Below are 25,133 nucleotides of genomic sequence, written 5' to 3'. Positions count from 1 at the left end.
TCTGGCTATTCGCTGTATTACAGAAAAGAAGGGTCTTCGAAAGACAAGTGTTCTGTCAGATCAGGTTTTTGATCATAAACCCTAGGGGATCGAGGTAGAGCGCTGATCTGGGAGGGGGCTTCGATCTTGTTATGAGAAGACGAGATTTCGAGTTTATCAAAAGTTCTTAGAGTAGGAAGAACTCTAGCAGAAAGACTAGCAGACATGTCGTTGTAACTGTGAACAGCTTGTCCCAAATGCTTGCCGACCTTGTGGAAATGATCAAACAATTTGTGCATTCTCTGATAAAGATCTTTTCCTAATTGTCCGATTTCTTTGATTTGGTTTTGTAAATTTTCTTGTTTCCAAATATGAGTGACTGTTTTGAGTAAAGCCATCAAAGTAACTGGGCTAGAGAGAATGACATTGGCTTGGCCAGCATAATCCATCAGTTCGGGAGCACAGCGGATAGCATCGTTAAACAGGCTTTCTCCTGGAAGAAATAGAATGACGAATTCTGGGGATTGATCGAACTTATCCCAATAACTTTTCGTCTTAAGAATTTTAATATGATCTTTAATTTTTCTAACTAAATCCGTAGGATTGGCATTACTATCTGTGAGATATTCTTCAGAAAATGGCGTTTTAGCATCGATGACAAGACTTCGGTTTTGTGGCAAACGAATAACGATATCTGCGCGGGAAGAAGAGTCGTGAGCATCTACGGTTTGCATGCTATAATCACAATATTTAAGCATACCGGAAATTTCGAGAATTCTTTCTAGCTGAATCTCTCCCCATCTCCCACGAGATCCTGGGTGTTTTAAAATATTCGTGAGAGCTTGTGTTTCTTGTTCTAATTTTTTCTCTGCAGTGAGCAGCTGAGAAAGCTGCTCTTTAAGAGCTCCTCGATCTTCAGCTTGTTTTGTTTCAAAAATTTCTAAGTTTTGCTTGAATGCGGACAGAGTGTTATGTACAGGAGTGAGAATAGAGGTAATTGCCTCTGTCTTTTCTGAGAAAAATTCGTGAGATTCCGTTTTAATTTCTTTAGCAAAAGCTAAAGATGCCGAAGTCAGTTTATGTGAGAATTCTTCGATAAGCTGTTCTTGACTACGACGGGTATCTAGAGATGTTTGTAAAATGGCATTATTATGTTCAAGGTCACGAATGAGCTCATTTTTATAAGAAAGCTTTTTTGTAAAAAAAATAAAGGCTCCCCCTACTCCTAACACTGCTCCTAACAAAACGAGGAGGAAACATATCCAGGGAGAGAGAGAGGGAATAGTCACAATGTCCATGTATTAGGAAGATCTCTTGTTAATAAAAGAAAAGATGGGGGTAACAACTAACACATATAACCAAGAGACCAAGAAGAAAAACTGTGTGAAATGATCAACTAATCCAGAGAAAAAGAGACAAGCTCCCAATCCTATTCCTAAAACTAATAGGGAAGAAGACACTCGAAAATGAAAATGTTTTAATCCAGGAAAGCGCCAAGTGGAAATCATCAGACACCCACTTAGTAATAGGCCAAAAGAAAGCAGAAGAACGCGAACTTTTCCAGGAAGGTTATTGAGTGTATCAGAAGCCAGCAGTACTCCTAAGGAAACTACGCATGCTGCAGCTGCAGGGATAGGTAAGCCTGTGAAGGTTGTCGTCTTTTCCCCTGTAGAAGCAAAGAGACTATAACGTACCAAGCGGAGGACTCCACACAAGGAGTAGATGATGCAAGTAACGAGAAGAAAAGAAGAACATAACGTTCCCTCATATTCTCCATTTAAACTTTTAATCGCAATTAAAGGAGGAGCAATCCCGAAAGTAATGGCATCGGATAATGAATCAAAGTGAGCGCCAAATGCACTTTCAGCTTTCATGATCCGAGCGACAGCACCATCTGAAAAATCTGCTATCATAGCACTGATTAGAAGAAGAGAAAGTCCTTGCAAGCGATGCATCAGCTCCAAAGAAGAGGAGGTTTTTAATACGCTTTTAAAGATAATAAAAAGTCCGCAGCAAAGACCAAATGCTGTAATAGCATTAGGGGTCACAACTCGGCGCTTACCACGAAAATCTACTTCATTTAGATTCATATTTTTCCTAGGAATAGCGGAATTTTGTCACAGCTAACGAAGCTTTTTTTGTTTTTTCTGAGCAGGGAATCCTTTCTTCATTTTGAAGAGGCTTGTGCGTCATACGCCTTTTAATATTTTCCTTTGTAGAGCTTAAGGTCATGTTACACAAAAGATGTTTTCGGCACTACACAGAAAACCGCCAGATAGTTATGTTTATTGCGTGTTTTTTGTTGGGCAAGTGGAAAGTAGCAAGGCAGCTTCTTTTTGCAAGAAAGTGCATGATTTTTTATGTAAAGCATTGAGCTCAGAAGGTTGCTCTCGGAAAGAGTTTTTTCATCGCGAATTATGCTATTTTTCAATTGCAGGAAACATTGCTAGCTTCTATATATGGTATACAAGAGCTGAGACATTCACAATATCTTGGGTTTTTAGAGCTCGCAATACTCAAAGGATAATACTCTGGTTTTAAGTGTAAGATTGAGGTTCTCTATCGCCGTTTTTCTTTAAGCGGATAGAGGTTGTGGGCTTCTTTGCTTCAAAATAGGATAGATAACGCGTATTCAACGTTTACAAGGATGGTTATGGTCGATCTACAAGAAAAGCAATGCACGATTGTTAAGCGCAATGGAATGTTTGTTCCTTTCGATCGGCATCGTATTTTTCAAGCTTTAGAAGCAGCTTTCCGAGATACTCGCAGGATTGATGATCACATGCCTCTCCCAGAAGATTTGGAGAATTCGATACGCTCTATCACACAGCAAGTCGTTAGGGAAGTTGTTCAGAAGATTACAGATGGACAAGTAGTCACAGTAGAACGTATTCAAGATATGGTTGAGAATCAGCTATATGTGAATGGATTGCAGGATATCGCTCGTGATTACATCATTTACCGGGACGATCGTAAGGCCCATCGGCAAAAATCTTGGCAAAGCCTTTCTGTTCTTCGTCGTTGTGGCACTGCTGTGCATTTCAACCCTATGAAAATTTCTGCTGCTTTGGAAAAAGCTTTTCGAGCCACAAATAAGATTGAGGGGATGACCCCGGATTTCGTGCGCGAAGAAATTAATGCTTTAACACAGAAAATTGTTGTAGAGATTGAAGAGCACTGCTCTCAACAGGACCGGCGCATAGATATTGAGAAAATTCAAGATATTGTAGAACAACAATTGATGGTTGTTGGTCATTATGCCATTGCCAAAAACTATATTCTTTATCGAGAGGCTCGTGCTCGAGTTCGTGATAATAGAGTAGAGGGGAAGACTTCAGAAAGCGTTCCTACAGAGGAAGCTTTTGAAGTTATCAGCAAGGACGGATCAACATATACGATCACGCAGTCACAGTTGCTGTCTCGTTTATCTCTTGCTTGTGCTCGCTTCCCAGAGACGACGGATGCAGCTCTTCTGACTGATATGGCTTTTGCGAATTTTTACTCTGGCATTAAAGAATCTGAGGTTGTTCTGGCTTGCATCATGGCGGCTCGTGCAAATATTGAAAAAGAGCCTGATTATGCTTTTGTTGCCGCCGAGCTTTTGCTCGATGTTGTATACAAAGAAGCTTTAGGGAAATCAAGAAATGCTAAGGACTTAGAAGAGGCACATCGAGATCATTTTAAACGTTATATTCTGGAAGGGGAAGCGTATCGGCTCAACTCTGAATTGAAAACCAGTTTTAATCTAGATGCTTTAGCTGAAGCTTTAGATTTATCCCGCGATTTACAATTTTCATACATGGGAATCCAGAATTTGTATGATCGTTATTTCAATCATCATGAAGGTCGACGTTTAGAGACTCCTCAGATTTTTTGGATGCGTGTTGCCATGGGATTGGCATTGAATGAGCAAGACAAGACTACTTGGGCAATTACGTTTTACAATTTGCTTTCTACGTTTCGATATACACCGGCAACGCCGACTCTCTTTAATTCAGGTATGCGGCATTCCCAATTAAGTTCCTGCTATCTATCAACAGTACAGGATAATTTGGTCAATATCTATAAGGTGATTTCTGATAACGCTATGCTTTCTAAATGGGCAGGAGGTATAGGTAATGACTGGACGGCCATTCGTGCGACGGGGGCTTTAATCAAGGGAACAAATGGAAAAAGCCAGGGGGTAATTCCTTTCATTAAGGTGACCAATGATACAGCTGTTGCTGTTAATCAGGGCGGTAAGCGTAAAGGCGCTGTGTGTGTATATCTAGAAGTTTGGCACCTTGATTATGAAGATTTTCTTGAATTGAGAAAAAATACTGGAGATGAACGTCGACGTGCTCACGATGTGAACACCGCCAGCTGGATTCCTGATCTTTTCTTTAAGCGTTTGCAACAAAAGGGAACATGGACTTTGTTCAGCCCAGATGATGTTCCTGGATTGCATGATGCTTACGGAGAAGAATTTGAACGTCTTTATGAAGAATATGAAAGAAAGATTGATTCCGGAGAGATTCGGCTATTTAAGAAAATAGAAGCCGAAGACCTGTGGCGTAAAATGCTGAGTATGCTTTTTGAAACAGGACATCCGTGGATGACCTTCAAAGATCCCTCCAATATTCGTTCAGCACAGGATCATAAAGGCGTCGTGCGTTGCTCGAATCTATGTACAGAGATTTTGTTAAATTGTTCGGAGACAGAAACTGCGGTATGTAACCTAGGATCAGTCAATTTAGTTCAGCATATAGCTGGTGATGGTTTAGACGAGGAGAAACTCTCAGAGACTATTTCTGTAGCAGTTCGTATGTTGGATAACGTGATTGATATTAACTTTTACCCTATTGAAGAGGCGAAAGAAGCCAACTTTTCTCATCGGGCGATTGGATTAGGTATTATGGGATTCCAGGATGCTTTGTACAAGCTCGATATTAGTTATGCTTCTCAAGAGGCTGTTGAGTTCGCTGATTATAGTTCGGAATTAGTCTCTTATTACGCTATTCAAGCGTCTTGTTTACTCGCTAAAGAGAGAGGAACTTACAGTTCTTATAAAGGGTCTAAATGGGACAGAGGATTACTTCCTATCGATACCATTCAATTGCTAGCAGATTATCGTGGAGAAGAAAATTTACAGATGGATACTTCTTCAAGAAAAGATTGGGAGCCCATCCGTAGTTTGATTCGAGAGCATGGTATGAGGCATTGTCAGCTGATGGCGATAGCGCCAACAGCAACGATCTCCAACATTATAGGAGTTACCCAGTCAATCGAGCCGACGTATAAGCATTTGTTTGTGAAGTCTAATTTATCTGGAGAGTTCACTATTCCAAATACTTATTTGATAGAGAGATTGAAAAAGTTAGGTCTTTGGGACGCTGATATGTTAGATGATCTTAAGTATTTTGACGGGTCATTATTAGAAATAGAGCGGATACCGGATCATTTGAAACATATTTTTCCAACAGCTTTTGAGATAGAGCCAGAGTGGATTATCGAATGTGCGTCTCGAAGACAAAAATGGATTGATATGGGACAATCCCTTAACCTTTATCTTGCTCAGCCAGATGGGAAAAAACTATCTAATATGTACCTAACGGCATGGAAAAAAGGGTTGAAAACTACTTATTACCTTAGATCTTCATCTGCAACAACTGTTGAGAAATCTTTTGTAGATATTAATAAAAGAGGTATTCAGCCTCGTTGGATGAAGAATAAATCTGCCTCAGCTGGAATTGTTGTTGAAAGAGCAACGAAGGCCCCTATCTGCTCATTGGAAGAGGGGTGTGAGGCATGTCAGTAATAATTATATTATGTAAATGAACAATTATTTAACGGTTCTTATGCAAGCAGATATTTTAGATGGAAAACAGAAACGAGTTAATCTAAATAGTAAGCGTCTAGTGAACTGTAACCAAGTCGATGTGAACCAACTTGTTCCGATTAAGTACAAGTGGGCTTGGGAACATTATTTGAATGGCTGTGCGAATAACTGGCTCCCCACAGAGATTCCTATGGGGAAAGATATAGAGTTATGGAAATCAGATCTTCTTTCCGAAGATGAGCGACGAGTCATTCTTTTAAATTTAGGCTTTTTTAGTACTGCAGAGAGTTTAGTTGGAAACAATATTGTTCTGGCAATTTTTAAGCATGTTACTAATCCAGAGGCAAGACAATACCTTTTGAGACAAGCTTTTGAGGAGGCTGTTCATACTCATACCTTTTTATATATTTGTGAATCTCGTGGATTAGATGAAAAAGAAATTTTTAATGCGTACAATGAGCGCGCTACGATCAAGGCCAAAGATGATTTCCAGATGGAGATTACAGGGAAAGTTCTAGATCCTAACTTTTGTACAGATTCTGTCGAAGGGTTACGAGAGTTTATCAAGAACTTAGTGGGCTATTACATCATTATGGAAGGGATTTTCTTCTATAGTGGATTTGTTATGATCCTTTCTTTCCATCGACAAAATAAAATGATTGGTATTGGAGAGCAGTATCAGTATATCTTGAGAGATGAAACGATTCATTTGAATTTCGGTCTCGATTTAATTAATGGGATTAAAGAAGAGAATCCAGAGGTTTGGACTCCAGAATTGCAACAGGAAATTATTGAATTGATTCAAAGAGCTGTAGATTTGGAAATCGATTATGCAAAAGATTGTCTTCCTCGAGGTATTTTAGGCTTGAGAGCCTCTATGTTTATCGACTACGTACAACATATTGCGGATCGTCGTTTGGAAAGAATAGGGCTGAAACCTATTTACCATACAAAAAACCCGTTCCCTTGGATGAGTGAAACTATCGACCTTAATAAGGAGAAGAATTTCTTTGAGACAAGAGTTACTGAATATCAGCATGCGGCAAGTTTAACTTGGTAATTGATAGAAGAAAGCCTCGGCTAGGAACAACAGCCGAGGCTTTTCTAAGATAGGTTAGTAATATAATTCTTTTTTTTTGATTAGAAGCGGGCTTGTTTGCTCGTGAGTTTTTTTTAATTTTTCCATAATATTTTGCTGCCCTTTTATTAAAATTGAGAAGATTGGTCACCTCTCCTAACGACAAATCAAGATAGGGGTGAAGGAGATCTGGTGAGATCTTTCGCATGCAAAGTATTATTCTGTGAAACCACAAGATTTAAAACTTCCGTATTTCTGGGATGCACGTTGCCCAAAGATAGAAGATAATGTGTTCTATGTTCCGGGCTATTATTCTCGATACGGAGAGTTCGTAATGCCTACATGGCAAGCTCTGTTTGCTAATAATAATCCTATTTGTTGTGAGCTTTGCTCTGGAAATGGGGATTGGATTGTAGAGCAAGCATTGAAGGATTCTTCTGTTAACTGGGTTGCTGTTGAAAAACGTTTTGATCGAGTTCGTAAGATTTGGTCGAAAATGAATAATCATAAGGTGAATAATCTGTTCATTGTTTGTGGTGAAGCACAAACTTTTTTTTCGCAGTATGTAGAAGATGCTTTGTTTCGAAAAATTGTAGTAAATTTCCCAGATCCTTGGCCGAAGTTTCGACATCGTAAGCACCGGCTATTCCAAGACCCTTTTGTTCAAGATATGGTAAGGACTTTAGTAAAAGGGGGACAGTTGACCTTAGCTACAGACGATCATGTTTATCTAGTGAATGCTGTGAAAATTATGCTTGATTATCTTTCTCCAAGGCTAAAAGAGCCTTTCTACATTAGTGTAAAAGATAATTACGGCGGATCATGGTTTGAGAACTTATGGAGATCTAAAGGACAAGAGATTTTCTACACGGAATTTACAAAGGAAGTTGGGATATAGCTGACTTGAACAGCTGACCTTCACGATGTCAACGTGACGCTCTAACCAACTGAGCTAATACCCCATTCAGAACGGATCTTTTATAAAGGAAAAGAGATCTTTTTTCAAGAGGCTTATATGCTAAAAAAAATAGATGTATTTTTTAGTAATGTCATAAAGCTTTCTCATGCACTTTTTCAACAAGTAGTAGAACCTGGAGATGTGGTTGTAGATGCTACTTGCGGGAATGGGAAAGATGCTTTGTTTCTTGCTCAGTTACTTAAAGGTGAAGGTCGTTTAGTTGTTTACGATATTCAGCAAGAAGCTTTGGATCGCGCAAAGAATAACTTTGAACAAGGATTGTCGCCTAAAGAAAGATCTGTAATTGAAATGAAGCTATGTTCACATGAACATATTCAAGAGCAGGGAGCAAAGATTTTCCATTATAATCTGGGTTACTTGCCGAGTGGAGATAAAAGAATTACTACTTGCAAAACATCAACAATGACGAGCATTCAAAAAGCTTTAGAGTTAGTCTCTCCCTTAGGAGTTGTTAGTGTCGTTTGTTATCCAGGGCATGAAGAAGGTGCTGAAGAATTAGTTTGCATAAAGCAACTAGCCACTAATTTGGATGTAAAGGACTGGGAAGTGTGTATCCACTACTCGGTAAATAGGAAGAATGCTCCTCAAATTTTGCTTTTTAGAAGACGTCAGGGTTAGGGACGGAAGGGAATGATTCGTACTTCTTTTTGTAAAACAACACCCTTTTTTGTAAGAGTTTCCTGAACGATCTCAATAAGTTTTAAGATATCTGCGGCACGAGCATTCCCTGTATTAATCATGAAATTACCGTGTTTCTCAGATATTTGTGCGCCACCTACAGTCAGCCCTTTTAATCCTGCCTGATCTATTAGCGCTCCGGCAGAGATACCTTCGGGATTGCGAAAAATGCAGCCTGCAGAAGGGCTTTCATAAGGTTGCTTTGAGACTCTTTCTTCCATCAAACTTTTTGCTCGTTTCGCCGCCGTGGGATCTTTTGTTAGTTGGAATGTCGCAGAGACAATGAATACCTGTTCTTTTTGAAAAGGAGATGTTCGATAAGAGAAAAGAAGTTTTTCTCTAGGGATTGAAAGTAGCTCTCCTGAATGATTAATAACTTCTACATTAACGAGTAGGGATGCTGTATTAGCTGAAGTGGTGCCTGCGTTCATGAACACGGCTCCGCCAACGGTACCTGGGATACCTACAGCAAACTCTAGACCTGAAAAACCTTGGGAAGAAAGGCGTTTCCCTAAAAGAGAAAAAGAAACGCCAGAGTACACTTTAATTTGTGTGTCAGAAAGAAATTGCTTCCCTTGAATGTTGTTATACAAAACAAGACCATCGAAGCCTTGGTCATCAAAAAGGCAGTTAGAGCCTTTGCCAATGACAATATAGGGTAAAGATGCAGTTTTTAAGAATGCAAAGACAGTCAAAGCTTCATCCACAGAGGTTAGTTCTTTAAAGTAGCGAGCGGGACCACCAATACGAAAGGTGGAGAAGCGACTCAATGGGATAGATTCTTGAACCAAGAAGGGAAAAGCTGTAGTCATAAGGCGTATCATCTCATATCCAAATAGTTTGAAGAAACACCTCCACTCCCCCGGAGAGGCAAGGAAGGGACTAATTCTTCTTGATCCGGTATTTTAATTCGGTAGGTTGTAATGCTAAAGATAAAAAATGAGATATCTAACCACACATAGAGGTAGGTTCAAGAGGAGAATCTAGGGTTGAGACTGGATGATCAAAAATAGAACCTAAAACAGCAAGAATAAGAGAACTTCCTTCTACATAACTAAATTTTTTAATCAAGCGAGCTGTTTCTGCTATAAGAACTGCGACGGGGACAGGAGAACAATTTTGGCTTTGCTGATACTCGAAGAGCATCATACGGAGAATATTACGTTCGATAATGGTTAAACGAGCAAGAGATGTCGTGCGGATGGTCGCATTAAGCTGAGCATCTAGATCTGCTAAGCGCGCTCGAATTGCTTTGCAAAACACCAGAGCATAGAGCGCGTTTTTTTTAGAAACTAAGGATTCTGCCATCAATAGACGAACTAGAGAGTCCTCTCCTTCAGGAGCTAATTCCAAAGCATACAGTGCTTGTAAAATGAGTTCTCGTAATTTTTGCTTTGGAAAAGACCGGCTTGCGCGAGCAAAAGCACGAACTTCGTCAGAAGCTATCACTGACATTATCTCACCTAAAAAGAATATAACGCTACGCACCTTATAACACGAAGGCTCAGCCTTTCCTTCTCTCTTAAGGTGCTATAAATGGAAGGAAGCCCCAAAGTATATTACAAGCTATTATTTTTATGAAAGAGCATACCTGTTCACAGAGGAGTTTCGCTTGTTTTCAAAAAAAGTTTTTTATTTGCGTATCTCTGGCGTTAAAACTTTATTTTATCGGATAGAGATCGAAGTTTTAGGCGCAATACTTGATAATAATCCTCGTCTATAGGTACCATGTAGCAGTCTGGAGCGGAGGCGTCTAGGTTACGTCGCGAATGCGAAAAAATATTTTGGATCAAAGGGAGAACTCTTTCTTCTGGGAAGGAGGAGGGCTCATGTTTCCTAGAGAATTCTCCGTCAACGATTACTAATTTTAGCAGGGTAGATGTGGCTTTAAACCTAAAGATAAATAGGCAGATACGAGCTCCCAAGGTGCGTGTGATAGGTTCCTCTGGTGAGCAGCTAGGCATATTGAGTATAAAAGAGGCCCTAGATTTAGCCAGGGAAGCTGATTTAGACCTTGTTGAGGTTGCTTCGAGCTCAGAGCCTCCCGTGTGCAAAATCATGGACTACGGGAAGTATCGTTATGACGTGACTAAGAAGGAAAAAGACAGTAAGAAAGCTCAGCACCAGGTGCGAGTCAAAGAGGTCAAACTGAAGCCGAATATTGATGATAATGACTTTCTTACGAAAGTAAAACAAGCCAGGGCCTTTATTGAAAAGGGAAATAAAGTAAAGGTTTCTTGTATGTTTCGGGGGAGAGAGCTGGCCTATCCTGAGCATGGGCATAAAGTTGTGCAAAGAATGTGTCAGGGGTTAGAAGATATTGGCTTTGTCGAATCTGAGCCCAAGTTGAATGGCCGTTCGTTGATTTGTGTTATTGCTCCCGGAACACTAAAAATTAAGAAAAAACAGGAAAAAGTCCATGCCCAAGATGAAAAGCAATAAGTCCGTTGCGGCGCGTTTCAAATTGACTGGTTCTGGTCAGTTAAAGAGAACTCGTCCAGGGAAAAGACACAAATTATCAAAAAGATCTTCGCAACAGAAACGTAATCTGTCTAAGCAGCCTTTAGTGGATCAAGGACAGGTGAGTATGTATAAGCGAATGATGCTTGTTTAAAGGTAGAGGTTTTTAGATATGGTAAGAGCAACTGGTTCAGTAGCTTCTAGAGCGCGTCGTAAGCGCGTTTTGAAACAGGCAAAAGGGTTCTGGGGAGACAGAAAGGGGCACTTTCGTCAGAGCCGGTCTTCTGTTATGCGGGCTATGGCTTTTAACTACATGCACCGAAAAGATCGTAAAGGAGATTTCCGAAGTCTGTGGATTTCTCGTTTGAACGTAGCTTCCAGGATTCATGGTTTGTCCTATAGTCGTTTGATTAATGGGCTTAAGCATGCAGGTATCAATCTAAACAGAAAAATGTTGTCCGAGATGGCTATTCATGATCCCGAGGGGTTTGCTTTGGTAGCTACTCAGGCTAAGTGTGCTTTAGAAGCCTCTGTTCAGGGATAGGATTTTATGACTATTCAAGAGGAACTTGAGGCTGTTAAGCAGCAGTTTAGTTGTGATTTGAGCCTTGCGCATTCTTCTAAAGACCTTTTCGATTTGAAAGTAAAATATCTGGGGAAGAAGGGAGTCTTTCGCAGTTTTGCTGATCAGTTAAGAGAGTGTCCTGCATCGCAAAAAGCGGCTGTTGGTGCTTCCGTTAATACATGTAAGCAGTATATCGAGAAAGTCTTACTAGAAAGAGGCGAGGCTATTGCAGCAAAGGAAGAAGCTGAAGAGTTCCTTAAAGAAAAGGTTGATGTAAGCTTGCCAAGCGGGGGAGTTGCCTCGGGGGGTAGGCATGTTATCAAGAGGGTTCTTGATGATATTGTAGATATCTTTGTTCATTTTGGGTTTTGTGTTCGAGAAGCTCCTAATATTGAAAGCGAAAAGAATAACTTTTCGCTTTTGAATTTTGAGGAGGATCATCCTGCTCGACAAATGCAAGATACTTTCTACCTAGATCCGACTACCGTTTTGCGTACACATACTTCGAATGTGCAATCGCGAGAATTAGCTAGAAATAAGCCGCCAATTAAAATCGTAGCTCCAGGAGAATGTTTCCGTAACGAAGATGTTTCTGCACGTTCTCACGTGATTTTTCATCAGGTGGAAGCTTTCTGCGTAGATGAAGATATTTCTTTTTCGGACTTGACAGTGATGTTGTCGAGCTTTTACCATGTTTTCTTCGGGCGCAAGGTAGAGCTACGGTTTAGACATAGCTATTTCCCTTTTGTAGAGCCTGGGATTGAAGTGGATATTTCTTGTGAGTGTCAGGGAAAAGGTTGTTCTTTGTGTAAGCACTCTGGTTGGCTAGAGGTAGCAGGGGCGGGAATGATCCATCCAAATGTTTTGCGTAAAGCAGGTATTGATCCAGAAGAGTATTCGGGGTATGCTTTAGGAATGGGTATAGAGCGTCTTGCAATGCTCAAGTATGGCATTTCTGATATTCGTTTGTTCAGCGAGAACGATTTGCGGTTTTTGCGACAGTTTTCTTAAGGAAGAATGGCAGAGCGGTTTAATGCACCTGTCTTGAAAACAGGAGACCTGAAAGGGTCCGGGGGTTCGAATCCCTCTTCTTCCGTAATTATTTCTTTGAAAAACCTTTTTGGAGTGGGGGTTCCTTATTCTAAAAAGGTTTTTTTTGTTCTATTTGTTTTGTTTGCAATAAAATAAGTTTTTAATTTGATTTATTTATAAATAAAATATTTGAAAGCATATTTATTTTTAAAATAAACTAGAGGGCAATCTTAATAATAATAAAAAGCCTATTTTTCAATAGCTCTCGGGGGAGGCATGGAAAAGACTCGTAAGTTTGAAACAGCCTTAGAAAATTTAGAGCAATTAAAAAAAATTTCTTACGATTATTCCAACAAAAATGCAGAAACTTCTTCTCATCATAAAGCTCTTTCAGAAATGAAACAGGCTTTACATTACATAGACCACTATTTCAAACAAACAGGAGCTATCCCTCAAAAAGACATAGATAAAGCAATTAAAGAAACGGATTTCCTTATTGCAGGGGTACAAGACGTTTTTTCTTTTCTAGAGGATCGGCAAGAAGATATCTACCGCTCACTATCTGAAGACTATTTTCATCTTAATCACACTTATGATGTAGCTCGTGAACACCTAAATAAAGTAGTAGAACAAGAAGCCCCATCCCCTTCCTTAGAGATTTGCCAAGACCAGGAAGAGTTTCTCAATAATCTAGTCGAAGTTAAGAAAGATCGTTCCTACGAGCTTTTCTACATGGCGAATGAAAATAATAAACGGTTTTATACTGATACTTTAGCGCAAATTATCTACAAACAAGGGAAAATTCATGAGTCTATGCATGAAAATGATCCCTTAACGAAAACAATTGTATGGAATAGTGATGAGATCACGAAATTAGCTTCTTCCCTAGTCTACACGAATGATATGCCAATTCGTTTGTTTTATAAGAAAGCACTCACTGACATGAGTGCGGAACTTACTGTTAATGTGCATAATGCCTTGATGGCGTTATTCTTAGCTCGTTATGAAGCTACGGGTGTAAGCTGTCAGCCAAAAAAAGAAAATATCAGCTATTTTAATGATTTTCTGTATTTTCTGAGAAAGGCTTCGACCCTTCTGAATGAAAAAGATCTTCTGGACTTACAAGAAAAGCACTCCCAATCACTGGTTTCTTTACTAAGCGCTAAACTATATGATCACACTATCAATTTTGAAGAAGCTTCTAATTATATCGTTCTGAATATCTCTTCGAAGCTTCAGCAAGAAGAAGGAAAAAAACCTTTGTCTGCAGGACAATATGTTGCAGAAATTTATGATGAGTTGCATAGACTATTTTCCAGATACCCTAGCGGCCCATTGTTCAAAGCTATAGATAGAATGCTCGATCCTTACCTGAAAGAATTTGATCCGATTCTTTTAGGAATTCTCCCTTGCCTTGAAGGAAAATTGACGCAGGGAGATAAAGCAATCCGTATTATTCGTGCACCCAGTCCCGTTTCACAAAGCTCTATTCTATACGCTAATTGTAACGGGGAATTCTTACATTTTCTTGATGCTAAAACATGCCAGGGAGACAAAATTTTAGTTATAAATATTCAAAATCGATTATCGCGTAAAGATCGTGCAAGAAGCCGTGTGATTGAAGAATCTTTGCAAAATTATGCTTCTGTACACATATGTGCATTCCCAGAACCAGAAGATTTATTGGATGGGTTAGAAAAGGTTCATGGAGAATTAGAAACCTTTGTAGATTTTTTCTCTTCCGTACAACAAGAGTTTTTTAAATTTAAAGCTCAGGGGTTCTGTGTTCTTCCAGAGGAAGTAAAAGAAGATGTGGGAATCTTTTTAGAACATATAGTTCCTGCTCTTAAAGATGTTTTCTTTTCTAAGAAGAAAATTTTGTTCAAAAATGACAAAATCTTGCTCTTACACCTAATTTATTACTTTATCGTCTTTAATCTGGTAGAGCAGCTAGACCCTAATATTATGCTGATCATGTCGAAAGACGGATTAGATTATGCTTCTGTTTTCGTTACAGGATTTGCCTTTTTCGAAGATAGGGGAAGTTGGGATGAGGATAGTTTGAAATGGATAGTAGCAAAAATGTTGGCGCCAACGCTAGTTGCCAGAGACAGGCTAGTATTTGCTCAACATGTGGAGTTATTCAGTAAGTTCTTAAATTGTTTAAGAAAAAATCGTCAAAACTTAAAAGCTCTTCGAAATTTCTTTTCTTATGATTTAGAGCGTTGGAATTTTTCTGGTACCTAAGCAAGTTTGCGGTAAGCATAGAGGGTAATTAGAAGTATAAAGCCTGCTGGGACACACATCACTTGAAGAGCAGGTAATACATTATTATTGGCAAGAACCATACCCGCTTTCAAAAAAACAAAGAAAATATTGATCACTCCCAAAGGGACCAAATATGCCCAAGTGATTTTAGGGAGTCGATGGAAACGCAGGCAAAGATATGCGGATAAAATTGCGGCTGCAATACAAAGCAGTGGAGAGATAAGCATGTAATAAAACAAGGTGAGTAATGATAGGATTCTTTGGGGGACACTTGTCGAGAGTCCAAACTTGGTTGCATGCCAAGGGATTGCTTGCAAAAAGGCGGAAAAACCACAGTCTTTTCCTGTGATAAAGATTTTGGAAAATGGATTATCATAATAGCTGAACTCTAGCTCAGGGAATTCTTTCATATCAAAAAATTGAGTTAGAGACATTTCATGATTTTCATCTTCAGAGAAGTATGAAACTTCAAGTCCGATAGGAAGAGACGGGGTGGTGAACGCGAGCTTTTTTATTGCATAGATCGTTTTGGGTCCTTTAATCCAGAAAACATTGTTCAGTGTTGCGGCTCTATGGTTAATGGAAGAAAAAATAAGAACGGTTTGGTCTTTTAGATAGAGAGCAGGAATTTTTTCCTGCGCTTTTTCCAAAGTTCCTTTATCCATATGCTCTTTGGTAACAGAAATTTTTTCACAAATAGGATGGAGCCATTGGAAATTTGCATAGAGAAGAAGGGTAATTAAGCTGCCAGATAAAATTAATGGCCGAATCAAAGTTTTAAGAGAAAGTCCAGAAGCTTGCAACAGAAGAATTTCTCTCTTGCTTTGCATAGAAAATAGCGTGATAGTCGAAGCAATCGCTACAAGCTGAGGGAGAACAAACTCTGCTTTTAAAGAAATTTGAGAAAGGTAGTAAAGTAGAGAAAGTTGTAGCGGAGCTCCAGCAATAGCTGTTTTGCTTTCTCGGAAAGCATGCAGTGAGTGGTGGATGGAAGCATAAAATACGATGGACAGGAAAAATAAAGAGGACAGAGAAAGCCAGAAGCGAGAAAGTAGATAGCGTTTCCAGATAACCATTTCTATGCATGTCCTTGATTTTCTTTATATATTCGCCAAGAGAAAATACCCCAAGAGAGTAGTTGAGGGAAGAGGAAAAGCATTAAAGCAGAGACTAAATGAATTGTATTTTTCCCAACGATAAGGAAGATAAGATTCAGTATTGGAAAGAGCGCATAGATAAGAACGGGTTTACGAAATCTTGGCTTATAAGTTCCTAGTGCTAATCCTGAAAAAGTCATGGTACTACACAATAGCCCTATAGAAATACGGCGAATGATTTCTGCTAAGTGCACATGAGTATCTCGGATTAATTGCTTCCATGGCAAATAATCTGTGCGTGCTTTCATGTACGATTTTCCAGCAAATAATGTCGTAGTGATTTTAGGAATAAGAAGCTCATCCAAAGTTTCTAGATAGAATTCATTGGGATTAGATGTACGAGCTTCTGAAAAAAGGGGAATTTTAGAGATCACTAAGACGTTCTTCGCCTGAACAGAGTCTTTGTTGACATCAGGAATGATGGTTTCAACAAAACCTATGTTAGATATTTCTTGGTTATGTTTTAAAGCGATGATTACATTATCAAAATTACTTTTCCCACAATGATCGATTGCGATAAATATACGGTCGTTCTCTTTTTTCTGCAGAGTTTGTAGTAAAAGTGCTGGGGATGTCATAGCGATATTGGCGATTTCTTTTCCGGTTTGAAAGCGGCAAATAGAAGCCAATTCAGAGCACGTGTAAAAGTTAAAACAGCACAAGATTCCAGAAGCAACCAAAACAGGAAAGACAATCATGCTTTGAGAGGCTCCAGAAGCTTTTAAAAAAATGATTTGGTTATTATCAGAAAGTTTTCGGAATAAGGTAAAAGCTGAGATAAAGCAAGAAGCAGGAAGCATGAAAGGGAGAAGATAAGGAATTTGGTAAGCCGTGACTTTAAAGACAGTCATATAAGGGACGTCCTTAGCAATGTAACTTACAATTTCTTGCAAAGAACTGATGATAGAAATACAGATTAAGCTAAGCGTACAGAAAGCTGTTGTTTTTAAATAACGGAAAATAAGAACTTTCCATAGAATAGGCATGGTAATCCGCAATAGAAAATCAATTGAATCTTTTAGCTAGCAAAATTTTGTGCATAGCAAAAACTTGTAAATCTGTGGATAGTTAGAACAACGCCATGACAATCCGTTTATTCGAGAATGATAAGCAATTAGAAGTTTTTTTTTCTTCTTTAGATATGAAAAAAAAATACTTGCTAGCCCTTTCTGGAGGAAGTGATTCGTTATTGCTGATGTATATACTGAAGTCGCGAGCTATTTCTTTCACTGCTGTACATATTGATTATGGGTGGCGAGAGACTTCTTATCAGGAAGCTTGTGATTTGGCTGTTTTGTGCGAGCAGGAAAATATTCCGTTTATTTTGGATCGCCAAGAAAACTCTGAGTATATGAATACAAGCGACATAGAGAATGTCGCTCGTCGGTATCGTTACGAGTTATTTTACCAATTGTGTAAAGAAAAAAATTTTGCAGGGGTTTTTCTTGGCCACCATGCTGATGATCAAGCGGAAACGATTTTAAAGCGAGTCTTTGAAGGAGCGCATCTTGGTAATCTTAGAGGCATGTCCCAACAAGGGAAGTATAAAGATGTTCCGTTATTTCGCCCGCTTTTACATCTCTTAAAAAAACAAATTATCGAGGCTCTTGATGGTTACAAAATTCAGTATGTTCAGGATATCACAAATTTCGATGAACGGTTTTTACGAGCAAGAATGAGAGAGCGATTACTTCCTTATTTACAAGATATTTTTGGGAAAAATGTAAGACAACCACTACTTTCTCTTGCAAAGGATTCTGCTGAGCTGAAAGAGTATTTGGATTTTCAGGCCGCGCCTTTTTTGTCGCGAGTCATTGATAATGAGTTTGGAAAATTTTTACCTGTAGAGAAGGAGTTATTGCAAGTGGCTTTTTTAGCCAAATGGGTGTGTAAGCAATTTTTCTTAAATCAAGGTCTTGTTGCTTCAAAAAGTTTCTTACAAACAGTTTACGATCATCTTTTGCAAGGCTCAGAAGTGAGATTGCGGCTTCGTGATCAAACTGTTTGGGTAAAAGCTAGGGGAGTAATCATAGAAAGTATATATTGATAGTGATTTTAAGCTTCCCAGCATTGTTCGGCAGATCGCTGAAAGAAAAACACTTCTTGTTATTTATCTCTACAAATAGAGGTTTATAAACAAAATAATAAAATATTTTGATATATTGAATAGTTATCAGCCTGTTTGATTAGCATTGTAGTGAGTTTTATGGCTAAAGATAAAAAAACAAATCCAGAATCCAAAAAAAGTTTCCCTACTGCTTTTTTCTTTCTCTTATTCGGAGTGATTTTTGGCGTAGTCACTGTGCAAAACTTTTTTTCTGCTAAAAAGACTTCAGTGAGCTTCAGCCATCAGCTCGAACATCTTGTTAATCTTAAGCTACTAATTCCGGAGGAGAGTCGAAAGACGGCCCTGAATGATAATTTGGTATCATTTAGTGGGCGTTTCCGAGAAGCTGTACCAGCTGAAGGCCAGATTCGGTATCAATATCTCGATCTTATTGATCGTAAGCATCAAACAGATTTCGAGTTGGAAGAAGCAAGTAAGTCTTTGGCTGTTTTGTCTAAGGAAGTGCGTAATGCGATTACTTGGTTTTCTGCGATTTCGGGAATGCCAATTCCTGAGGCAGGTTACACGATTTCTCCTCGAATAGATACCGGACTTCCTTTGGAGCCTTTAGTTATTCATGGCCCTGTAGATGCTCAAATTGTAAATTTGTTGTCGATGGAAGATCGGGTACGCTCTTTGCCTAGATCTGCAGAAAGTCTTAAAGTTTTCGGTTCTGATTTATATGCATTGATTGGAAAGTATCTTTCTCCAGCATTAGGAATTGGTTCTGAGGCATTAAAAAAAGAAATTAAAGATTTGCACCAACAAGTTGAAAACTCTTTGACGCAGGTTATAGAAGGAGAGCAAGCGATTACCTTATATAAGACTGTGCTTCAGACTCTACGTAGAATTTCTTTAGCACTGGTTTCTCCTGAGGAGGGAGCGCGTTTCAATCAGTTGCGTTCTGTTCGTCTATATCGTGAAGATTTCAACAGATGTATCAAATTATTGGCACAGAGCGATGAAATCCAAGTTCAACTTGATAAATTGCGAGGTGAGCTAGTTCAAGCTGTTTGGTACTTCAATAACCAAGAGCTGTCTTCTCGAGCTTTAGAGAAACAAGACCCTGAGGTGTTTAGTCGATGGTTTGAAGGTGCTAAACAAGAGTGGGCTGCGTTTTCTTCCAATAAATCTTTATCTTTTAGAGCTCCTGATCAACCTCGAAATCTAGTTTTAGAAAAGACATTTAGAAGTGAAGAGCCAACACCTCACTACTCTGGATATCTTTTTACCTTTATGCCGATTATTCTAGTTTTGCTGTTTATCTACTTTATTTTTTCTCGGCAGGTGAAGGGGATGAATGGTTCAGCTATGTCCTTCGGGAAATCTCCTGCACGTTTACTAACAAAAGGGCAAAATAAAGTAACATTTGCTGATGTAGCAGGGATAGAGGAAGCTAAAGAAGAGCTCGTTGAAATTGTGGATTTTTTGAAGAATCCTACTAAATTTACGAGTTTAGGAGGGCGTATTCCTAAAGGAATTCTCCTTATAGGAGCTCCGGGAACTGGGAAAACCTTGATTGCTAAAGCTGTTGCTGGTGAGGCTGATCGTCCCTTCTTTTCTATAGCAGGCTCTGATTTTGTTGAGATGTTTGTGGGAGTTGGAGCAAGTAGAATTCGAGATATGTTTGAGCAAGCGAAGCGTAATGCTCCTTGCATCATTTTTATCGATGAAATCGATGCTGTTGGAAGACATCGTGGTGCTGGTATTGGAGGAGGGCATGACGAGAGGGAGCAGACTTTAAACCAATTATTGGTAGAAATGGATGGATTTGGCACAAATGAAGGTGTCATCCTCATGGCTGCAACCAACCGTCCTGATGTTTTGGATAAAGCTTTGTTACGTCCGGGACGTTTTGATCGTCGTGTTGTGGTGAATCTTCCAGATATAAAAGGGCGTTTCGAGATTCTTTCAGTTCATGCGAAACGTATTAAACTAGATCCTACCGTAGATCTCATGGCCGTTGCTCGTAGTACTCCTGGAGCTTCAGGTGCTGATTTGGAGAATCTTTTAAATGAAGCTGCATTGCTTGCTGCTAGAAAAGATCGTACAGCAGTTACTGCAGTCGAAGTCGCAGAAGCTAGAGATAAAGTTCTTTATGGTAAAGAACGGCGTAGTTTAGAGATGGACGCTCAAGAGAAAAAAACAACAGCGTATCACGAGTCGGGACATGCTATTGTAGGACTTTGTGTTGAACATTCAGACCCTGTAGATAAGGTAACAATTATTCCAAGAGGGTTATCTTTAGGGGCTACTCATTTTCTTCCAGAGAAGAATAAATTAAGTTATTGGAAGAAAGAGCTTTACGATCAGTTAGCTGTTCTTATGGGAGGTCGAGCTGCTGAGCAGGTCTTTCTTGGGGATGTTTCCAGTGGAGCACAGCAAGATATTGCTCAGGCAACTAAGATTGTACGAAGTATGATTTGTGAATGGGGGATGAGTGATCATTTGGGAACTGTAGCGTATGATGAACGCTCTGATGCAGCTCCCACAGGTTATGGGTCGTATTATGAAAAGAGTTACTCAGAGGAAACAGCTAAGGCTATTGATAGTGAGCTTAAAACTCTTTTAGATTCTGCATATCAAAGAGCTTTGGATATTATTAATAGTCATAAGGAAGAGTTGGAGCTTATGACTCAAATGTTAATAGAATTCGAAACTCTAGATTCTAAAGATGTTAAAGAAATTATGGATCATTCTTGGGATGCAGAGAAGAAACGTGCCCGTATGAAAGAAGAGGGGATGTTGTACAAAAAAGTCTCCGAAGATCTTCCTCCTCCTCCTCCTCAGGAAAATGTGCAAGATGGAACGAGTCTGAAGTTTAATACAAGTACGTAGTGTATTGAAAAGTTTCGGATTAAAAAAAGAGTCCTAAAAAAGGGCTCTTTTTTTTTAGATGTAGAAAAAGAATGAAAACAAAAAATAAAGCTAAGAAAAAGTAATTTTCTTAGCTTTATATTCTTTTTGAAAAGACACTAAATAATAGGATTATCCTTCTAACGTTGCTTTATGACTAAGTTTAAGCTGTCCTTTTTCATTGATGCTGAGCAGCTTAACGGAAAGTGTGTCACCTTCTTTTACGAAATCGGCCGTATTGCTAACTTTTTGTTTAGACAATTCAGAAATATGGCAGAGACCTTCTTTCCCTGGGAGAATTTCTACAAATGCTCCAAAGTTTGTAATGGATGTAACACGACCATTATAAATCTTTCCAACTGCGACTTCTCCTGTTAATCCTTCAATAAGCTCTTTAGCTTTATCGATAGACTCCTGAGTACTTGCAGCGATGTTAATAACCCCGTTATCATTAATATCAACCTGAGCTCCAGATCGTTCGATAATCTGACGGATTTGCTTCCCTCCGGGACCAATTACCGTCGCAATCTTCGAAGTATTAATCTGCATAGTCTCAATGCGAGGAGCATATTTAGAAATCGTTCCCTTAGGAGAGGACATAACTTCTGTCATAAGGTTAAGGATATGGCCACGTCCTTGTTTAGCTTGCGCCAATGCTTGTGCCATGATCTTATGCGTAATGCCCTCTACTTTGATATCCATCTGGAAAGCTGTGATACCCTCAAAAGTCCCAGCAACTTTAAAATCCATATCTCCGAGATGATCTTCTATCCCTGAAATATCGGATAACACGATGGCGCGATCTTGGTCCAAAATCAAGCCCATAGCAATACCTGCTACAGGAGCTTTGATTGGTACTCCTGCATCCATTAATGCTAAACAACCTCCGCATACAGAAGCCATGGATGAAGATCCATTAGATTCTGTAATGTTAGACTCTACTCGAACTGTGTAAGGGAAATGCGATGCTTCAGGAAGAACATGGCTGAGAGCCTTTTCTGCGAGTTTCCCATGTCCTATTTCCCGTCTACCAGGAGATCCTATTCTGCCAACTTCTCCTACGGAGAAAGGAGGGAAGAAATACTGCAAATAGAAACGAGCAGCACCATCTCCATTTAGATCTTCGAATCGCTGCGCCATATTCTCTCCTCCTAAAGTACACACAGCCAAGCTTTGTGTCTCTCCTCGAGTAAACAAGCAGCTTCCGTGTGTTCTTGGAAGGAAGGAAGTTTCTATAAAAATAGGACGAATCTCTGTGGTGGATCGTCCATCTACACGAATACCAAGCTTCTTAATTAAAGCCCGCATTTGATTAGATTTTGCAGTCTTGAAAGCTGCTTTTACATTCAATAAAGAGAAATCACTTTCTTCCTGAACGAGATTTGTAATGACAGATTCTTCTAACTCTTGCGTTGCTTTTGCCAAAGCTTCTCTATCTCGAAAAGATAGCGCCTTTTCAAATTTTTCTCGAATGAAATTCGAAACAACATTTTGCACGTTTTCTGGTATATCAAGAACAGAAGAGAGTCGTTTCTCCTTACCAATAGCTTTTTGCCATTCCTCAATAGCGTCACATATCTTGGCTATATGTGTTTGACCAAAAGCAATCGCTTCCAGTACTTGGTCCTCTGTTAAAAAGTCGCAATGCCCCTCAATCATTAACACAGCAGAAGCTGTACCTGCCATAACTAAATCGAGTTTTGAGGAATCCAACTCATCCTTTGTTGGGTTAATTACCCATTTTCCTTCAATGAGACCAACGCGCACACCTGCAACAATGCAGTTCTGAGGGACCTCTGAAATGGCCAAAGCGGCAGAAGCTCCACAGATAGCTAAAGGATCTGGTAATGTTTTCCCATCATAAGACCAAACATAGGACAAAACTTGAACGTCTTGCATAAGTCTATTAGGAAACGACGGCCGCAAAGAACGATCTATTAACCGAGATATGAGAATCTCTTTCTCAGAAGGTCGTCCTTCGCGCTTGAGGAATCCTCCGGAAGTTTTTCCTGCGGAAGAAAATTTTTCTTGGTAATCCACCCTGAAGGGTAGAAAATCCACAGCCTCTAACAACGAGGCTGCGCATGCTGATGAGAAAACCCAAGTTTCATTCATTTTAACAAGAACTGCTCCATCGGCCTGGCGAGCTATTTTCCCTGTTTCGAAAATTAATATTTTATCCTTGTCTAACTCAACAGAAAAAGTCTCAAAAGCCATGGAGCTGTCCTAGAAATGAAATTGGATATTATTTTCTCAAATTAAGGCGAGCAATTAAATTCTTGTATCTTTCAGTGTCAGTAGAATTTAAGTACTCTAAAAGTTTTCTTCTTTGACCAACTAGCTTTAGCAAAGCCAAACGAGAATTCTGATCTTTAGGAGATCGTTTAAGATGCTCCTTGAGTTCTGTGATGTGTTCAGTCAAAATGGCGATTTGCACATCTGCTGAACCAGTGTCTTTTTCATGAAGTTGAAATTTTTTAGTAATCTCTTCTTTAGTGCCCTTGTCCAAAGACATTCGATGTCTCCTTAAATACAAAAAATGCCGTAATGACCGATTATACCTAAGAGGTTTGTTAATGTACATCTTTTGCTAGAGTAAGAAGTTTTTTTTCTTTGTGTAGGAGTTCTGTGATATGGTATGAGGGCTTTTTGATTTGTGAAAAATTAATTAATTAAAGGAAAAGCTTTTTTATTAAGTTATAGCTTGTTTTATGTGCATAAAAAAAGATTTATTTTTCATGAAGAAGGCTTTAGATGAGGCCAGGAAGGCATATGAACGAGATGAGGTTCCTGTTGGTTGCATCATTGTTCATAAAGATAGAATTATTGCCAGAGGACACAATAGTGTGGAGCAGTTGAAAGATCCAACGGCACATGCTGAAATGATTTGTATTGGTGCTGCGGCAGAGCATTTGGAGAACTGGAGATTGATAGACACAGTTCTTTATTGCACTTTAGAACCATGCTTGATGTGCGCGGGGGCAATTCAACTAGCGCGTATTCCTAGAATTGTTTGGGGGGCTCCGGACTTGCGTTTAGGTGCTGGTGGAAGTTGGTTAAATGTTTTTTTAGAAAAACATCCCTTTCATCAAGTAGAATGTTGTGCAGGGATTTGTCATGAAGAATCCGAATTGTTAATGAAAAAATTTTTTTTAGAAAAAAGAAAGACAAAGGATGAAAAACGAAATTTTCGCACTACTTAATCATCTGTATGCTGAACAAGAAAAGCGATTGATGTCTTTGGGAGCTACGATGGTTACTGGTCTGACTAAAGATGATCTCTTACAGCCCATGGACTATAGTGAATTAGAAGAGAGCCCCTGTTTTAGGTTTGAAGAGGGGGTTTTAAATGGGATCGGAGAGGTTCGAGCTGCTTTGTATTCTTTTTTTTCTGACCAAGAAGATTGCGTCTTCGAGAAGACTGCTAGCGATATAGCCCCCTGTACGGATTAGGGATGTTCTCTTTATGGCAAAATAAGATAGATAAAGCCATAGACAGGACTGAACCGATCAAGGCAGCGTAGGCCCCGACAATAATTAAAATAAGAAAGTAGAAATTTAAAAGAAGGACGAAACTCCACTTTCTTGATAAGGAAATGGGAAAAAGGGGAAGGGTTAATCTTTTTTCTGGATCTAGGAAGACACGAACAACCAGAAGAGCACAGATAAGACTTTCTGGTCCAAAGAAGGCTTGAGGGCTATCAATCAACCACAAAAAAGCCCAAACAGTGAGCCCAATAACGCCTACCTCTGCTGTGAGCAGGAATACGAAGCGACCTGCTCCCAGTTTCCGAATAATCGTATCTGTTGCCTTATAAAAAAGGATGAAATCTAAAGTATTACGCATAAGCAAGCGTTGCGTAATTTCCAAACTTCCGACGTCTCCAAGCTTAAGAGTATCTGCTGTGACAAGAGGATAGGTGAGCCATTGCCAAAAATAATGTTGATTAATTCCTTCTACAGATAAAGCCAGCCATTCTACAGGACCGCGCATTTGAAAAAATTTTTGTAAAAAAAATGAAATAAAAGGAGCTGAGCAAGAAGTAGCGAGTACCAAAAGAGGAAGTTGTTGAAGAGCCCTACCTAAAAAGGGAGTGTGCTTATATTTGTCTGGGAAGATAACTCTCATAAAGGAGAGGCCTTTTTACAAAAGTAT

22 protein-coding genes and 2 tRNA genes are annotated in these 25,133 nt (G+C 39.3%); 14 read left to right on the top strand and 10 right to left on the bottom strand.

The window, feature by feature from the left end; all coding sequences use genetic code 11:
* Window positions 1–17 precede the first annotated feature (17 nt).
* Entirely contained in the window at window positions 18–1,277 is a 1,260-nt protein-coding gene (locus tag IJ490_RS01795) for a DNA recombination protein RmuC (protein WP_291892781.1), read from the bottom strand.
* Window positions 1,278–1,280: 3 nt separating this feature from the next.
* Window positions 1,281–2,069 (bottom strand): phosphatidylcholine/phosphatidylserine synthase, encoded by a 789-nt coding sequence (locus tag IJ490_RS01790; protein ID WP_291892778.1) that lies wholly within the window; start codon window positions 2,067–2,069, stop codon window positions 1,281–1,283.
* Window positions 2,070–2,632: 563 nt separating this feature from the next.
* Between IJ490_RS01790 and IJ490_RS01785 the strand changes: the two genes are divergently transcribed.
* The 3 genes from IJ490_RS01785 to IJ490_RS01775 all read left to right on the top strand — a co-directional run bounded on the left by IJ490_RS01785 (window position 2,633) and on the right by IJ490_RS01775 (window position 7,773).
* Window positions 2,633–5,776 (top strand): ribonucleoside-diphosphate reductase subunit alpha, encoded by a 3,144-nt coding sequence (locus IJ490_RS01785; RefSeq protein WP_291892775.1) that lies wholly within the window; start codon window positions 2,633–2,635, stop codon window positions 5,774–5,776.
* Between the two features lie 40 nt (window positions 5,777–5,816).
* A complete protein-coding gene (locus tag IJ490_RS01780; RefSeq protein ID WP_291893093.1) occupies window positions 5,817–6,857 on the top strand; it encodes a ribonucleotide-diphosphate reductase subunit beta in 1,041 nt (346 codons plus the stop codon).
* A gap of 241 nt (window positions 6,858–7,098) precedes the next feature.
* The gene (locus IJ490_RS01775) at window positions 7,099–7,773 is read left to right on the top strand and encodes a tRNA (guanosine(46)-N7)-methyltransferase TrmB (protein ID WP_291892772.1); all 675 of its coding nucleotides are present in this window, start codon (window positions 7,099–7,101) and stop codon (window positions 7,771–7,773) included.
* Here the strand turns inward: IJ490_RS01775 and IJ490_RS01770 are convergent.
* Window positions 7,764–7,837 (bottom strand) — tRNA-Val (locus IJ490_RS01770). The two genes, IJ490_RS01775 and IJ490_RS01770, sit on opposite strands and share 10 nt — an antisense overlap.
* Before the next feature lie 53 nt (window positions 7,838–7,890).
* Between IJ490_RS01770 and IJ490_RS01765 the strand changes: the two genes are divergently transcribed.
* Complete coding sequence (locus tag IJ490_RS01765; RefSeq protein ID WP_291892769.1) at window positions 7,891–8,472, top strand: class I SAM-dependent methyltransferase; 582 nt, start codon at window positions 7,891–7,893, stop codon at window positions 8,470–8,472.
* Here the strand turns inward: IJ490_RS01765 and murB are convergent.
* A complete protein-coding gene (gene murB, locus IJ490_RS01760; RefSeq protein ID WP_291892767.1) occupies window positions 8,469–9,344 on the bottom strand; it encodes a UDP-N-acetylmuramate dehydrogenase in 876 nt (291 codons plus the stop codon). The genes IJ490_RS01765 and murB overlap by 4 nt on opposite strands.
* 136 nt (window positions 9,345–9,480) lie before the next feature.
* Entirely contained in the window at window positions 9,481–9,987 is a 507-nt protein-coding gene (gene nusB, locus IJ490_RS01755; RefSeq protein ID WP_291892765.1) for a transcription antitermination factor NusB, read from the bottom strand.
* Between the two features lie 426 nt (window positions 9,988–10,413).
* Between nusB and infC the strand changes: the two genes are divergently transcribed.
* The 6 genes from infC (at window position 10,414) to IJ490_RS01725 (ending at window position 14,836) form a co-directional block, all read left to right on the top strand.
* On the top strand, window positions 10,414–10,974 hold the full coding sequence (gene infC, locus IJ490_RS01750; protein WP_291892760.1) for a translation initiation factor IF-3: 561 nt from the start codon (window positions 10,414–10,416) through the stop codon (window positions 10,972–10,974).
* Window positions 10,952–11,146, top strand: a complete 195-nt coding sequence (rpmI, locus tag IJ490_RS01745; protein ID WP_291892755.1) for a 50S ribosomal protein L35 — start codon at window positions 10,952–10,954, stop codon at window positions 11,144–11,146. Before infC ends, rpmI begins: the two co-directional genes overlap by 23 nt.
* Window positions 11,147–11,164: 18 nt before the next feature.
* Window positions 11,165–11,536, top strand: coding sequence for a 50S ribosomal protein L20 (gene rplT, locus IJ490_RS01740; protein ID WP_291892752.1), 372 nt, complete (start codon window positions 11,165–11,167; stop codon window positions 11,534–11,536).
* Between the two features lie 6 nt (window positions 11,537–11,542).
* A complete protein-coding gene (gene pheS, locus IJ490_RS01735; protein ID WP_291892749.1) occupies window positions 11,543–12,568 on the top strand; it encodes a phenylalanine--tRNA ligase subunit alpha in 1,026 nt (341 codons plus the stop codon).
* Window positions 12,569–12,653, top strand: a tRNA-Ser gene (locus IJ490_RS01730).
* A 212-nt stretch (window positions 12,654–12,865) separates the two neighbouring features.
* Window positions 12,866–14,836: a calcium-binding protein gene (locus tag IJ490_RS01725; protein ID WP_291892746.1), complete on the top strand. Its 1,971-nt coding sequence runs from the start codon at window positions 12,866–12,868 to the stop codon at window positions 14,834–14,836.
* Here IJ490_RS01725 and IJ490_RS01720 read toward each other — a convergent pair.
* Window positions 14,833–15,933, bottom strand: coding sequence for an LptF/LptG family permease (locus tag IJ490_RS01720; RefSeq protein ID WP_291892743.1), 1,101 nt, complete (start codon window positions 15,931–15,933; stop codon window positions 14,833–14,835). The genes IJ490_RS01725 and IJ490_RS01720 overlap by 4 nt on opposite strands.
* Window positions 15,934–15,935: 2 nt before the next feature.
* On the bottom strand, window positions 15,936–17,000 hold the full coding sequence (locus IJ490_RS01715) for an LptF/LptG family permease (RefSeq protein ID WP_291892740.1): 1,065 nt from the start codon (window positions 16,998–17,000) through the stop codon (window positions 15,936–15,938).
* A gap of 95 nt (window positions 17,001–17,095) precedes the next feature.
* Here IJ490_RS01715 and tilS point away from each other — a divergent pair, with 95 nt between their 5' ends.
* Both tilS and ftsH read left to right on the top strand, forming a co-directional pair.
* On the top strand, window positions 17,096–18,061 hold the full coding sequence (tilS, locus tag IJ490_RS01710; RefSeq protein WP_291892737.1) for a tRNA lysidine(34) synthetase TilS: 966 nt from the start codon (window positions 17,096–17,098) through the stop codon (window positions 18,059–18,061).
* Window positions 18,062–18,220: 159 nt separating this feature from the next.
* Window positions 18,221–20,959, top strand: a complete 2,739-nt coding sequence (gene ftsH, locus IJ490_RS01705) for an ATP-dependent zinc metalloprotease FtsH (protein ID WP_291892734.1) — start codon at window positions 18,221–18,223, stop codon at window positions 20,957–20,959.
* 150 nt (window positions 20,960–21,109) lie between these two features.
* On the opposite strand, the gene pnp is transcribed toward ftsH, so the two are convergent.
* Together pnp and rpsO are read right to left on the bottom strand one after the other, a co-directional pair.
* Window positions 21,110–23,194: a polyribonucleotide nucleotidyltransferase gene (pnp, locus tag IJ490_RS01700; RefSeq protein ID WP_291892731.1), complete on the bottom strand. Its 2,085-nt coding sequence runs from the start codon at window positions 23,192–23,194 to the stop codon at window positions 21,110–21,112.
* A 28-nt stretch (window positions 23,195–23,222) separates the two neighbouring features.
* Entirely contained in the window at window positions 23,223–23,492 is a 270-nt protein-coding gene (rpsO, locus tag IJ490_RS01695; RefSeq protein WP_009872230.1) for a 30S ribosomal protein S15, read from the bottom strand.
* Window positions 23,493–23,688: 196 nt separating this feature from the next.
* Here rpsO and tadA point away from each other — a divergent pair, with 196 nt between their 5' ends.
* Entirely contained in the window at window positions 23,689–24,180 is a 492-nt protein-coding gene (gene tadA, locus IJ490_RS01690) for a tRNA adenosine(34) deaminase TadA (protein WP_291892338.1), read from the top strand.
* Complete coding sequence (locus IJ490_RS01685) at window positions 24,152–24,430, top strand: hypothetical protein (RefSeq protein WP_291892334.1); 279 nt, start codon at window positions 24,152–24,154, stop codon at window positions 24,428–24,430. Before tadA ends, IJ490_RS01685 begins: the two co-directional genes overlap by 29 nt.
* On the opposite strand, the gene IJ490_RS01680 is transcribed toward IJ490_RS01685, so the two are convergent.
* Window positions 24,402–25,106, bottom strand: coding sequence for a hypothetical protein (locus tag IJ490_RS01680; RefSeq protein ID WP_291892331.1), 705 nt, complete (start codon window positions 25,104–25,106; stop codon window positions 24,402–24,404). The genes IJ490_RS01685 and IJ490_RS01680 overlap by 29 nt on opposite strands.
* Window positions 25,107–25,133: the final 27 nt, after the last annotated feature.

Origin of the sequence: Chlamydia sp. (assembly GCF_017472245.1) — a bacterium.
In the GTDB taxonomy this organism is placed as follows: Bacteria; Chlamydiota; Chlamydiia; order Chlamydiales; family Chlamydiaceae; genus Chlamydia.
The sequence above is the reverse complement of the archived record's forward strand: the minus strand, read 5'-3'. Positions and strand labels throughout refer to the sequence as shown.